We start from the raw sequence: 13,537 nt of genomic DNA, 5'->3' as shown, positions 1-13,537 counted from the left end.
GGTGACGCTTTGTCCATGGCGGTATGTGTGACCTGCGGAAATGACTATTACATGGCGTTCGAGGTGCGGACGGTCGGCGGTGGGGTGCACACGTTCGACTCGTTCGAGTGTGCGATCCAGAAGCTGGCGCCGGTGTGTGAGCACTGCGGGACGCGGATCGTCGGGCACGGCTCGGAGGTGTCGGGGCGGTTCTACTGCTGCGCGCACTGTGCCCGCACGGCGGATGCGGCGGCCGGGTCGGAGGTCCGCGACGCGGTGGGCGCCTATCCGGGCTGAGGCGGCGCTGGGACGGCGTTCCCCCGGTGATCTCCGCGCCGGCGGGCCATGATTGGGTGACCCGCAGGCATTGTGGTGACACCCCTGGCGCGTGAAGGAGCAGCTGTGGTCGTCCTGGGAATCGACATTGGTGGATCGGGCATCAAGGGGGCGCCGGTCGATCTGGTGACCGGCTTGTTCACCAGCGACCGGGTCCGCATCGAGACGCCGCAGCCGGCCGACACGGCGGCTGTCGTGCAGACGGTCGTGCAGGTCGCCGGGGCGTTCGAGGCCGCGGCCAGCATCGGGATCACGTTCCCGGCGGTGGTGCAGCACGGGGTGACCAAGACCGCGGCGAACGTCGACAAGTCGTGGGTCGACGCGCCCGCCGAGCAGCTGTTCTCGGCGGCGCTGGGCAAGCCGGTGACGGTCCTCAACGACGCCGACGCGGCCGGGGTGGCCGAGGTCGAGTACGGCGCGGGGCGGGGCGTGCCCGGCCTGGTCGTCATGGTGACGTTCGGGACCGGGATCGGCACGGCCCTGTTCATCGACGGCACGCTGGTGCCGAACACGGAGTTCGGGCACCTGCAGATGTCCGGGCTGCACCTGCACGGCGGTGACGCCGAGGACTACGCCTCGGACCGGGTCCGGGAGGCCGACGATCTCGGCTGGCCGGAGTTCGCGGAGCGGGTCCAGACGTACCTGCGCCACCTGCACGCGCTGCTGTGGCCGGATCTGATCATCGTCGGCGGCGGGGTGAGCAAGAAGGCCGAGAAGTGGCTGCACCTCGTCGATGTGCCGACGAAGGTGGTGCCGGCGGCGCTGCAGAACAACGCAGGGATCGCCGGGGCGGCGCTGCTGGCCGCCCGCAATGCCCGGGTTGTGTAGAAACCGGGGCGAGTGTTCGGAGCCGGGTGCGCCGGTGAGGCACCATAAGTCGTATGGGGGATTCGCCGGCGCCGCTGCGTGACGGGGACCCGGCCACCGTCGGGTCCTACCGGCTGCTCGGCGTCCTCGGCGTCGGCGGGATGGGCACCGTGTACCTCGCCACGGGCGCCGGCAGCCGCCAGGTGGCGCTGAAGGTCATCAACCCGGCGTTCTACGGCGACCCGATGTTCCGGCACCGGTTCGCGGCGGAGGCAGCGGCCGCGTCGCGGGTCGCCGGGTTCTGCACGGCCCGGGTCCTCGACGTGGCCCTGGACGGGGCCGTGCCGCACATCGTGACCGAGTATGTCCAGGGCCCGTCGCTGCACGACTACGCGACCGCGCACGGGCCCCTGGCCGGGCAGGTCGAGGCGGTCGCCGTCGGGGTCGCCGCGGCGCTGACCGCGATCCACGCCGTCGGGCTCGTCCACGCCGATCTGAGCCCCCGCAACGTGCTGCTGTCGCCGTTCGGGCCGAAGGTCATCGACTTCGGCGTGGCCCGGCTGCTCGGGCACACCGCCGCGCACGGCCCCACCTTCGGCACACCCGGCTGGCTGGCCCCGGAGCAGGTCCGCGGCTGGCCGCCGAGCCAGGCCAGCGACGTCTACGCGTGGGGCCTGCTGGTGGCGTGGGCGGGCACCGGGCAGCTGCCGCCCGGGGACCTGGCCGGTCTTGACCCGGCAACGGCCGCCATGGTGCGCCGCTGCCTCGACCCGGACCCGCAGCGGCGCCCGACCGCCCGGCAGGTGCTGCTGGCCCTGGTCGGGCAGGACGACCCGGCCGCGGCGCAGGTCGCGGCGACGGTGCGCGGGTCGGCGCCGGCGGCCCGGCCCCGGTCGCGGCGGGGCGCGACGGCGGCGTTCGCGAAGGGCGCCGCGCCGGTGTCGCCGCCGACCCGGCCGGTGACCGCCGTGTCCACCGGCTACCCGGGGCTGGCCGCGCACGGCGGCTACCCGGGCCTGGAGGGCCACGACGGGCCGGCCCCGCGGACCGGGCGCGGGTTCCGCCCGCCGCTGCCCGTCGCGCCGCCACCGCCCCGGCGCCGGCCGCGGCGGGCCGGGCGGGGGATCGCGACCGGGCTCGCCCTGATCGCGCTGCTGGCGGTGCTGCTGGTGGCGCTGAGCCTGGCGCAGAAGGCCGGCCGGGGCGAGCTCGGGTCCCCGGCCCCGACGCCGGCGTCACCGACCCCGTCGCCGACGCCGAAGCGCTCCCCGGTCGCGCAGGACGGGAAGCTGCGCTTCACCCTGGCCGGGTTCAGCTGCGGCCGCAAGGAGCTCGGGGACTGGCCGCTGACCCGCAAACCCGACGGGCAGTACTGCCTGGCCCAGCTGAAGGTCGAGAACACCGGGGACAGCAAGGCCCGCATCTGGGTCGGCTACCAGAAGCTGCGCGACAGCGCCGGCAAGGAGTACGGGCCGGACGAGCTGGCCTGGGTGTGGTACGCCGACGCCCGGCCGCTGTTCAACGAGATCGCGCCGGACACCGCGGTGACGGGGACGCTCGTGTTCGACGTGCCCGAGGGGTTGCAGTTCACGGAGCTGCGGGTCAAGTCGGGCCTGGTCGGCGGGGACTCCAGCGCGATCCGGCTGCCCTGAGCCGGCGCTCGTGAGCCGGCGGTCGTGACCGCCCCCGGCCGGTGCGGCCGCGGGAGCAGCGGTCCGGGCCGCCGCGGGCGCCGCGGCAGCTCGCCACCAGCACCTGTCCCTGATCCTCGAACGCCGTGAGAGCGCTCCATGGGAGCGGTCCCGGCGGCGACCCGCCGGGGTGGCCGGCCTGATCGCATACGCATCGACGGTGGTCCCGAGCAAACACCATGCGCAGCCGCTTGGCAAGGGTTGCCGCCACGTTAAGTTTCGTTACCACCGTGTTATTGACACCACTGTCCGCGATCGGATTTAGTGTGCCGGAACCGGTTGCGGAACCGGTTCCAGAACACGCTCTCTTGCCAGAAAGCGCTCTCACCGGAAGGATCGCGGCGTGCCGATCACCATCGCCGATGTGGCGGCCCGGGCGGGGGTCAGCAAGACCACCGTCTCGCGGGTGCTCAACGGCAAAGGCGAGGTCGACGAGGCGACCGCGGCACGGGTTCGGACGGTCATCGACCAGCTGGGCTACGTGCCCAGCGCGCGGGCGGTCAACCTGGCCCGGGGGCACACCCGGGTGATCGGGATGCTCGTCCCGTCGCTGACGTGGCCGTGGATGGGTGAGGTCGTGCAGGGAGCGGTCGACGTCGTGGAGTCGGAGGGGTACGGGTTGCTGCTGTTCACGTGCAACCGCGGCGCCGAGTCCATGCGCCAGTTCGCCGCCCAGGTCTCCGGCAAGTCCTTCGACGGCCTCCTGGCCATCGAGCCCGAGGGCACCCTCGACTACCTCGCCGACCTGTACACCGGCGGGCTGCCGGTGGTCCTCATCGACGACCGCGGCGACAAGCCGCTGATGCCGTCGGTGGCCACCACCAACCGGGCCGGCGGGTCACTGGCCGCCCGGCACCTCGTCGAGATCGGCCGGCGCCGGCCCCTGGTCATCACCGGCTCGGAGAAGTTCGGCTGCACCCAGGACCGCCTCGGCGGCTTCGCCGACGTCTTCGCCGCGGCGGGCGCACCCATCGACCCCCGCCTCGTCGTCGAGGGCGACTTCACCTACGAGTGCGGCATCACGTCGATCCAGCGGGCCCTCGCCGAGGGCGTCGAGTTCGACGCGGTGTTCGCCCACAACGACCTGTCGGCCTCCGGCGCCCTGCAGGCGCTGCGGCTGGCCGGGAAGGCCGTCCCGCAGGACGTCGCCCTCGTCGGGTTCGACGACATCCTGCACGCGGCCCACACCGAACCGCCGCTGACCACCGTCCGCCAGCCCATGCGCCAGATGGGCGAGATGGCGGCGCGTCGGCTCATCGCGCATTTCGACGGCACGCCGCTCACGGCGGAGCCGAACATCCTGTCCACCACGCTCGTCGTGCGCGGGTCCACCGTCGCGGCGCAGCCCGAGCGCTCGACCTGACGCCTCAGTACCAACGCAGAGCCGGCTGTTTCGTGGCCACTCCGCTTCGCTCCGTACCACGAATGTTCCTGTCCGCCCCACCTGTCGATCCAGGTACAAAAGGAGACACCCCCGTGTTGACCAGACGCTCCGTACTGCTCGGCATGGCCGGTCTGCTGGCCACGAGCACTACGCTGGCGGCGTGCGGCGACTCGCCGAACGACCCGAACAAGAACAACGGCGCCAAGACCACCGTGCTCAACGTCGGCATGCCCAACGGCCCGCTGACCGAGAACGAGAACCCGTTCCTCACCACCTCGGCCGCGGCCAAGGACGGCTACCGCTGGGTGCTGTACGAGCCGCTGATGATGTGGAACCCGGTCAAGCCGGCCGACCCGATGAAGCCGTGGCTGGCCACCGCCGCGAAGTGGAACACCGACTACACCTCGGTCACGGTCACCGTCCGGGACAACGCCACCTGGTCCGACGACCAGAAGGTCACCGCCGACGACGTCGCGTACACCTACAAGCTGGTGCGTGACAACGAGGCCCTCAACTCCGGCGGCGTGCCGATCACCGACGCCACCGTCTCCGGCTCGGACGTGACGATCACGTTCAAGTCCTCGCAGTTCGTCAGCCAGCAGAAGGCGATCGCCCAGATCCCGATCGTGCCCAAGCACGTGTGGGAGAAGGTCGCCGACCCGAAGACCGAGGCCAACAAGAACCCGATCGGCTCCGGCCCGTACGTCAAGAAGTCCTTCACCCCGCAGACCACCACCCTCACGGCCCGCGACAAGGGCTACTGGGGCGGGACGCCGGCGGTCAAGGAGCTGCGCTACACGTCCTACACGGACAACAACGCGCAGACCACCGCCCTGGCCAACGGCGAGAGCGAGTGGAGCTTCGTCTTCATCCCCAACGTGAAGACGGTCTTCATCGACAAGGACGCGGCCAGCCACAAGATCTGGGCCCCGCCGGTCCTGGGCATCCACGGCCTCTACATCAACACCACCAAGGCGCCGTTCAACGACCCGAAGCTGCGCGTCGCGATGGGCATGGTCATCAACCGCGACGACATCTTCAACACCGCCGAGGCCGGCTACTTCCACCCGCTCGTGAAGAGCGTGACGGGTCTGCCGTCGCCCGCCGGTGACGCGTACATCGCCGACGCCTACAAGGGCAAGGACTACAAGGTCGACCCCGAGGGCGCCAAGGCGCTGCTCACCGCGGCCGGCTACAAGCTCGACGGCACCACGCTGAAGGACCCGTCCGGCAAGCCGGTCACCCTGACGCTGAGCGACCCGGCCGGCTGGTCGGACTACCAGACGTCGCTGGAGATCGTGAAGGCCAACCTGGCCACCATCGGCATCCAGGCCACGATCGACAAGGCCAACCAGGACGCCTGGTTCAAGAACATCGAGGCCGGCCAGTTCGACGCGGCGTTCCGCTGGACCGACGGCGGCTCGACCCCGTACGACATCTACCGCACCATCATGGACGGCGACCAGCTCAAGCCGATCGGCACGCCGTCCCCGGCCGCGAACTTCGGCCGGTTCGACAACAAGGAGGCGACGGCCGCGCTGCGCGCCTACGCCGCCGCCACCGACGACGCGGCCCGCAAGACCGCGCTCGCCACGCTCCAGAAGATCTTCGTCGAGCAGGCCCCGATGATCCCGGTCGGCGCCGACAACATCGGCATGGCGTACAGCCAGAAGAACTGGACGGGCTGGCCGGACGACGCCAACCCGTACAGTGCCGGGCAGCCGACCCAGGCCAACGCGCTCGACGTGATCATGCACCTCAAGCCGGCCGGCTCCTGACGCCCGGATCGTACTGACACCGCTCCCCGGGTGGCGCGATACTGGCCACCCGGGGAGCGGTACCCCGTCACGACACCCTGCGATACACCCCGAGACAGGACCAATCGGCATGACGTTGAGCGAAAGCCCGGCGAAGGCCCCGGCCGATGAGGTGGTGCTGGAGGCCGTCGGGCTGACCAAGCACTTCCCCGTACGCCGCCGGCTCGCCGACATCTTCACCGGCAGACGGGCCGTCGTGCACGCCGTGGACGACGTGTCGTTCACCCTGCGCCGCGGCCGGGTCACGGCCCTGGTCGGCGAGTCCGGCTCCGGCAAGTCCACCGTCGCCCGGCTGCTCGCCCAGCTCTACCCGCGCACCGGCGGCGACCTGCGGCTGCACGGCCAGACCACGCACGTGCGGGGCGGGCGGCGGTTCCGGCAGTACGTCAGCCGCGTGCAGCTGATCTTCCAGGACCCGTTCGGCTCGCTCAACCCGGTGCACACGGTGCGGTACCACCTCACCCGCGCGCTGAAGATCCACGGCAACGCCGGGAACAGCGCCCAGGAGCTCGAGGCCGCCCTGGCCAACCTCCTCACCCGGGTGGCGCTGACGCCGCCCGAGCGCTACGTCGACAAGTTCCCGCACGAACTGTCCGGCGGGCAGCGCCAGCGCGTCGCGATCGCCCGGGCCCTCGGCGCCGACCCCGAGGCGCTGCTGGCCGACGAACCGGTGTCGATGCTCGACGTGTCGATCCGCCTCGGCATCCTCAACCTGCTGCGTGACCTCAAGGAGCGGCTGAACCTCGCCATCCTGTACATCACGCACGACATCGCCTCGGCGCGGTACTTCGCCGACGAGACGATGGTGATGTACGCGGGCCGGATGGTCGAGGGCGGCGACAGCGAGACGGTCACCCAGACCCCCGCGCACCCGTACACCCGGCTGCTGATCGACTCCGCACCCGACCCGGACCGCATCGCCGGGATCGCCGACGCCGGCGCCGAGGACCGCGGCAACGGTGAGCCGCCGAGCCTGATCCGGCCTCCGGCGGGCTGCCGGTTCCACCCGCGCTGCCCGCACGCCATGCCGCGCTGCACCGTCGACCTGCCGCCCCGCCTCGAGGTCGGGCAGCCCGGGCACTGGGCCGCGTGCTGGCTCTATGACGCCGACACCGTCGCCAGAGAGGGCATCGGAGCCGTCGGTGACCCGTCGATCCCCACGCCACCGGCCCACCAGGCGCCGGAGGAGGCCCGATGAGATTCCTGCTGCAGCGCATCGCGTTCTACCTGTTCACGGCGTGGGCCGCGATCACCATCAACTTCTTCATCCCGCGGATGATCCCGGGTGACCCGATCAGCTCGTTCCTGGCCCGCAACCAGGGCGCGATCTCCTCGGACTCGATCCAGTCGCTGAAGGTCCTCTTCGGCCTGGACGAGCAGGAGAGCCTGTGGCAGCAGTACCTCGACTACTGGCGGCAGCTGTTCCACGGCGACCTCGGGCTGTCGTTCACGTTCTTCCCGTCGACGGTCAGCGAGGTCATCTCGCAGAGCCTGCCGTGGACCATCGGGCTCGTCGGCATCACCACGATCCTGAGCTTCCTCATCGGCACCGGCCTCGGCGTCGGCGCCGGCTGGCGGCGCGGGACCTGGGTCGACTCGCTGCTGCCGGCCACGACGTTCCTGTCCTCGGTGCCGTACTTCTGGCTCGGGCTGGTCTTCATCGCCCTGTTCACCGGCTCCGACAGCTTCTTCCCGTCCTCCGGCGGCTACACGCCGGGCCTGGTGCCGTACTTCGACGGGACGTTCATCAACTCGGCGATCAACCACAGCGTCCTGCCGGCCTGCACGATCCTGCTGTCGTCGATGTCCGGCTGGATCCTCGGCATGCGCAACATGATGGTGACCGTGTCCGCCGAGGACTACATCACCGTCGCCCACGCCAAGGGCCTGTCGGAGCGGCGGGTCGCGTTCAGCTACGCCGCCCGCAACGCGCTGCTGCCCAACATCTCCGCGTTCGCGCTGTCGCTGGGCTTCATCGTCGGCGGCACCCTGCTCGTCGAGATCGTGTTCTCCTACCCGGGCGTCGGCTTCCAGCTGTTCCAGGCCGTCGGCGCGCACGACTACCCGCTGATGCAGGGCATCTTCCTGGTCATCACGATCTCGGTGCTCGTGGCGAACCTGCTGGCCGACGTCGCCTACACGATGCTCGACCCGCGCACCCGAAAGGCAGGCTGAGATGACCGTCACCCCGTCGAGCATCGAGCAGGTCATCCCCGGGCAGGGCGCGATGGCCCAGCCCGACGCCGCGCCGGTCGGCAAGAAGGCCAAGCGCAAGCGGTTCCGGTTCATCGCCAACGGCAAGGCCGCGACCGGCCTGGTCATCCTGGCCATCTACGTGCTGTTCGCGATCATCGGCCCGTGGGTCGCCCCGTACAACCCCGACGCGATCAACCCGGGCGGCATCCAGCCGCCGTCGGCCGAGCACTGGTTCGGCACCACACACCTGGGCCAGGACATCTTCAGCCAGATCCTGGCCGGCACCCGCAGCGTCGTGTTCGTCGGCGCGGTCGCCGGGGTCGTCGCCACGATCCTGTCGGTCGTCGTCGGGGTCACCGCCGGCTACCTCGGCGGCATCACCGACGAGATCCTGTCGGTGCTGTCCAACGTCTTCCTGGTCATCCCCGGCCTGCTGCTGATCATCATCATCTGCACGTCGCTGCCGCGGGTCAACGACCTGACCGTGGCCCTGGTGATCGGCCTGACCAGCTGGTCGTGGGGGTCGCGGGTGCTGCGGGCGCAGACGCTGTCGCTGCGCCGGCGCGACTACGTCGACGCGGCCCGGGCCACCGGCGAGAAGACGTGGCGGATCATCTTCTTCGAGATCCTGCCCAACCTGACGGCGATCATCGCGTCCGGCTTCGTCGGCACCGTCATCTTCGCGGTCCTGTCGGAGATCACGCTGGCGTTCATCGGGATCTCCTCGGTGTCGTCGTGGAACTGGGGCACCATCCTGTTCTGGGCCCAGGGCCAGCAGGCCCTCGCCCAGGGCGCCTGGTGGTGGTTCGTCCCCGCAGGCCTCGCCATCGCGATCCTCGGCACCGCGCTGAGCCTGGTGAACTTCGGCATCGACGAGTTCGTCAGCCCGCGGCTGCGCACCTCCGGCGCCGGCACCAACAAGGGCCCGGACGGGCGCAAGGTCCGCATGCAGGTCGGCTTCACCCCGGTCGTGCGCCAGGCCGACCCGCCGGCGAACATCACAATGGACGGTGCCAAGCGATGACCCAGGTCCTCACCAAACCGCTGCTGGAGATCAAGCACCTCGACGTCGACTACGGCCTCGGCGACGCCGCGGTCCGGGCGGTCCGCGACGTCAACCTCACCATCCACCGCGGCGAGGTCGTCGGCCTCGCCGGGGAGTCCGGCAGCGGCAAGTCCACCCTCGCCTACGGCGTGACCCGGCTCCTGCCCCCGCCCGGCGTCGTGGCCGGCGGGTCCGTCACCTACCACCCGGCCGACGGTGAGCCGTACGACGTGCTCAGCCTCAACCACGCCGAGCTGCGCAAGTTCCGGTGGGCCGAGACGTCGATCGTGTTCCAGGGCGCGATGAACTCGCTCAACCCCGTCCACAAGATCGATATCCAGATGATGGACGCGATCAAGGCTCACGAGCCGGGCCTGTCGAAGGCGGCCCGCGTCGCCCGGGCCAAGGAGATGCTGCGCCTCGTGGGCATCGCCGAGGACCGCCTCGAGGCCTACCCGCACCAGCTCTCCGGCGGCATGCGCCAGCGCGTCATGATCGGCATGGCCCTGGCGCTGCAGCCGCAGCTGGTCATCATGGACGAGCCGACCACGGCGCTCGACGTCGTCATGCAGCGGCAGATCCTCGGCCAGCTCGTGGAGCTGCGCGAGCGGCTCGGGTTCTCGGTGCTGTTCATCACCCACGACCTGTCGCTGCTCGTCGAGTTCAGCGACCGGATCGCGATCATGTACGGCGGGCGGATCGTCGAGGAGGCCCCGTCGGCCGACATCTACCGCGATCCGCTGCACCCGTACTCCGCCGGGCTGCTGCGCTCGTTCCCCGCCCTGCGCGGCGAGCGGCGCGAGCTGACCGGCATCCCCGGCTCCCCGCCCGACCTGCGCGGCATGCCCACCGGCTGCTCGTTCCACCCGCGCTGCCCGAAGCGGTTCGAGCCGTGCGACACGATCCTGCCGATCCTGGGCAAGCCCGACGACCACGTCGGGCGGGCCCGCACGGTGGCCTGCCACCTGCACCCGGTCACCGCCGGGTAGCGGGCCGCCGCCACTGACCATCCGCTGAACAACCCAGGAGAACCATGGACACGACCGCATCGCCCCTCGATCTGGCCAACCCGATCGCCACGCTCCCGCCCACGTTCCGCTGGGGGGTGGCGACCTCGGCCTACCAGATCGAGGGCGCGGTCGACGAGGGCGGGCGCACCCGGTCCATCTGGGACACGTTCTGCGAGGTGCCCGACGCGATCGACAAGGGCGACACCGGCGAGGTCGCCTGCGACCACTACCACCGCATGCCGCAGGACGTCGCCCTGATCCGCGACCTCGGCGTCGACCTGTACCGGTTCTCGGTGGCCTGGCCCCGCGTGCAGCCGCGCGGCCGGGGCCCGGTCAACCCGGAGGGTCTCGGCTTCTACGACCGGCTCACCGACGAACTGCTCGCCAACGGCGTCGAACCGTGGATCACCCTTTACCACTGGGACCTGCCGCAGGAGCTCGAGGACGCCGGCGGCTGGCCGCACCGCGACACCGCGTACCGCTTCGCCGACTACAGCATGCTGGTCTTCGACGCGCTGCAGGACCGGATCACGACCTGGACGACGCTCAACGAGCCGTGGTGCTCGGCGATGCTCGGGTACGCCTACGGCGCCCACGCCCCCGGCCGGCGCGACTTCGCCGCGAGCATGCACGCCGTGCACCACCTGCTCCTCGGCCACGGCCTGGCCACCCAGCGGATGCGTGAGGCGTCGCAGAGCGCGGGCGGGCAGCACACGTTCGGGATCACCCTCAACATGGGGGTCCCGACCCCGCAGACCGACTCGGCGGCCGACCTCGACGCCGCCCGCCGCTCCGACGCGCTGTCCACCCGGATCTACCTCGACCCGCTCGTCCACGGCCGCTACCCGGCCGACCTCGTCGACGACCTGGCCAAGCTCGGCATCGCGCTGCCGGTGCAGGACGGCGACCTCGACGCCATCAAGACGCCCCTGGACGTCCTCGGCGTCAACTACTACTTCTCCGAGACGCTGTCCGGCGTCGACGAGGACGGCAACGACACCGACTCGGCCGGGCTGCCGGTCTCCCGGGTCATCCCGACCGGCCGGCCGATCACGGCCATGGGCTGGGAGATCGTCCCCGAGGGCTTCACCCAGCTGCTCGTGCGCCTCTACACCGACTACCGGCTGCCGATCTACGTGACCGAGAACGGCGCCGCGTTCGACGACGAGCCCGACGAGACCGGCTACGTCGACGACGCCGACCGGGTCGCGTACTTCGACTCCCACATCGGCGCCGTCGCCCTCGCCCGGCAGCAGGGCGCCGACATCCGCGGCTACTTCGCGTGGTCGCTCATGGACAACTTCGAGTGGGCGTACGGGTACGACAAGCGGTTCGGGATCGTCCGCGTCGACTACGACACCCAGCAGCGCACCCCGAAGCGCTCCGCGCACTGGTACCGCGACACGATCAAGGCCCTGCGCTCGTAAGTATTCCCTGGTGGCCCCGCCCCGTGCGAACATGTGTTCGTGCCGGACGGGGCCAACATCCTCCACGCCGACCTCGACGCGTTCTACGCCTCCGTCGAGCAGCGTGACGATCCGCGCCTGCGCGGGCGGCCGGTGATCGTCGGCGGGGGTGTCGTCCTGGCCTGCTCCTACGAGGCCAAACGCCGCGGCGTGCGCACCGCGATGGGCGGGCGGCAGGCGAGGGCCCTGTGCCCGGAGGCGATCGTGGTGCCGCCCCGGATGAAGGCCTACGCGGAGGCGTCGAAGGCCGTCTTCGCGATCTTCCGCGACACCACGCCGATGGTCGAGGGCCTGTCCATCGACGAGGCGTTCCTCGACGTCGCCGGCCTGTACCGGCTCGAGGGGGCCCCGCTCGGCATCGCCCGGCGGCTGCGCGAACGGGTCCGGGCCGAGGCCGGACTGGCCATCACCGTCGGCGTGGCCCGCACCAAGTTCCTGGCCAAGGTGGCAAGCGGCGTCGCCAAGCCCGACGGGCTGCTGGTCGTGCCGCCCGACGGCGAGCTCACGTTCCTGCACGCACTGCCGGTGCAGCGGCTGTGGGGCGTCGGCGTCGTCACCGCCGCGAAGCTGCACGCCCACCACGTGACGACCGTCGGGCAGGTCGCCCGCCTCGGCGAGGCCACGCTGATCTCGATGCTCGGCGAGGGCCAGGGCCGCCACCTGCACGCCCTGGCCCACAACCGCGATCCCCGGCCCGTCGTCACCGGCGTGCGCCGCCGCTCCATCGGCGCCCAGCGCGCCCTCGGCCGCGGCCCCCACCCCCGCCCGTTCCAGGAGGCCGTCCTCGCCGAGCTCACCGACCGGGTCACCCGCCGGATGCGCGCCGCGAACCGGGCTGGGCGCACCGTCGTGCTGCGGCTGCGCTTCGCCGACTTCACCCGGGTCACCCGCTCCCGGACCCTGCCGCGCCCCACCGCGCACACCCAGACGATCCTCGACGCCGTCCTGGCCCTGCACGCCGCCGCCGTCTCCGAGATCGCCAACCGCGGCCTCACCCTGGTCGGCCTGGCCGTGACGAACCTCGACGGCGACGGCTCGGCCCAGCTGGAGCTGCCGTTCGACGTCACCTCCGGCGACGAGCTCGACACCGCCCTGGACCGGGTCCGCGACCGGTTCGGCTCGGCCGCCCTGACCTGCGCGTCGCTGCTCGGCCGCCGCCAGGGCCCGACAGTCCCGCTGTTACCGGACTGATCCGGCCGCGCCCGGCCGGGGCCCGTCCGGCCCGGTGGCGGCGATGCCGAGCATGACGAGGTCGAGGAGGCGGGCGGCCTGCTCGGCGCGGCTGGTGATCGGGGCGACCGTGAAGATGCCGATCAGGGCGGCCGCGACGTCCTCGGCGGTCGCGTGGGCGCCGATGTCGCCGGCGGCGCGGCCGGCGGCGAGGATCTTGTCGATGGCGGTTAGGAGCTCGGTGCGGGTGTGCGCGTGGCCGAGCTGCTGGTTGCCGACCATGGCCCGCAGGGTGTCGACCATGCCGTGCTTGGTGGCCAGCCACTCGCTGAACAGGTCCATCCAGTGGCGCATGGCCCGGGCGGGCGGGTGGGCGGCGAGCAGGGCGTCGGCGCCCTCGGTCAGGCGGCGGACCTGGTCCTGGTAGACGGCCTCCACGAGGGCCTCGCGGGTCGGGAAGTGCCGGTACAGGGTGCCGATGCCGACGCCGGCCTCACGGGCGATCAGCCGCATCGACGGCTCGTCGCCCGCGGCGGCGGCGAACAGCCGGGTCGCGATCTCGATGAGCGCCTGCCGGTTGCGGGCCGCGTCACTGCGCACGGGTGAGGCCACCGCACCACACTAGCGGAACATGCT

Annotated in this window: 12 protein-coding genes; 11 read left to right on the top strand and 1 reads right to left on the bottom strand. The window is 71.4% G+C overall.

Annotated elements, in window-relative coordinates; translation table 11 throughout:
• Positions 1-15: 15 nt before the first annotated feature.
• The 11 genes from Dvina_RS27805 to dinB all read left to right on the top strand — a co-directional run bounded on the left by Dvina_RS27805 (position 16) and on the right by dinB (position 12,922).
• Positions 16-276 carry a Prokaryotic metallothionein gene (locus Dvina_RS27805; RefSeq protein WP_223092284.1) on the top strand — a complete coding sequence of 87 codons (261 nt, stop codon included), beginning with the start codon at positions 16-18 and terminating at the stop codon, positions 274-276.
• 105 nt (positions 277-381) lie between these two features.
• A complete protein-coding gene (ppgK, locus tag Dvina_RS27800; RefSeq protein WP_223092283.1) occupies positions 382-1,143 on the top strand; it encodes a polyphosphate--glucose phosphotransferase in 762 nt (253 codons plus the stop codon).
• A gap of 53 nt (positions 1,144-1,196) precedes the next feature.
• Entirely contained in the window at positions 1,197-2,774 is a 1,578-nt protein-coding gene (locus Dvina_RS27795; protein WP_223092282.1) for a serine/threonine-protein kinase, read from the top strand.
• 382 nt (positions 2,775-3,156) lie between these two features.
• Positions 3,157-4,176, top strand: a complete 1,020-nt coding sequence (locus Dvina_RS27790; RefSeq protein ID WP_223092281.1) for a LacI family DNA-binding transcriptional regulator — start codon at positions 3,157-3,159, stop codon at positions 4,174-4,176.
• Positions 4,177-4,319: 143 nt separating this feature from the next.
• Positions 4,320-5,975, top strand: a complete 1,656-nt coding sequence (locus tag Dvina_RS27785; protein WP_246656599.1) for an ABC transporter substrate-binding protein — start codon at positions 4,320-4,322, stop codon at positions 5,973-5,975.
• 109 nt (positions 5,976-6,084) lie between these two features.
• Complete coding sequence (locus Dvina_RS27780; RefSeq protein ID WP_223092279.1) at positions 6,085-7,212, top strand: ABC transporter ATP-binding protein; 1,128 nt, start codon at positions 6,085-6,087, stop codon at positions 7,210-7,212.
• Positions 7,209-8,189, top strand: coding sequence for an ABC transporter permease (locus Dvina_RS27775; protein WP_223092278.1), 981 nt, complete (start codon positions 7,209-7,211; stop codon positions 8,187-8,189). The genes Dvina_RS27780 and Dvina_RS27775 overlap by 4 nt, the downstream gene beginning before the upstream one ends.
• A 1-nt stretch (position 8,190) precedes the next feature.
• The gene (locus Dvina_RS27770; RefSeq protein WP_223092277.1) at positions 8,191-9,234 is read left to right on the top strand and encodes an ABC transporter permease; all 1,044 of its coding nucleotides are present in this window, start codon (positions 8,191-8,193) and stop codon (positions 9,232-9,234) included.
• Entirely contained in the window at positions 9,231-10,244 is a 1,014-nt protein-coding gene (locus tag Dvina_RS27765; protein ID WP_223092276.1) for an ABC transporter ATP-binding protein, read from the top strand. Before Dvina_RS27770 ends, Dvina_RS27765 begins: the two co-directional genes overlap by 4 nt.
• A 44-nt stretch (positions 10,245-10,288) precedes the next feature.
• Positions 10,289-11,692, top strand: a complete 1,404-nt coding sequence (locus tag Dvina_RS27760; protein ID WP_223092275.1) for a GH1 family beta-glucosidase — start codon at positions 10,289-10,291, stop codon at positions 11,690-11,692.
• Between the two features lie 39 nt (positions 11,693-11,731).
• A complete protein-coding gene (gene dinB / locus Dvina_RS27755) occupies positions 11,732-12,922 on the top strand; it encodes a DNA polymerase IV (protein ID WP_246655362.1) in 1,191 nt (396 codons plus the stop codon).
• Here dinB and Dvina_RS27750 read toward each other — a convergent pair.
• Positions 12,911-13,513: a TetR/AcrR family transcriptional regulator gene (locus Dvina_RS27750; protein WP_246655361.1), complete on the bottom strand. Its 603-nt coding sequence runs from the start codon at positions 13,511-13,513 to the stop codon at positions 12,911-12,913. The two genes, dinB and Dvina_RS27750, sit on opposite strands and share 12 nt — an antisense overlap.
• Positions 13,514-13,537 lie beyond the last annotated feature (24 nt).

Source organism: Dactylosporangium vinaceum, assembly GCF_019904175.1.
GTDB classification, from domain to species: domain Bacteria; phylum Actinomycetota; class Actinomycetes; order Mycobacteriales; family Micromonosporaceae; genus Dactylosporangium; species Dactylosporangium vinaceum.
This window is presented reverse-complemented; position numbering and strand designations above follow the sequence as displayed.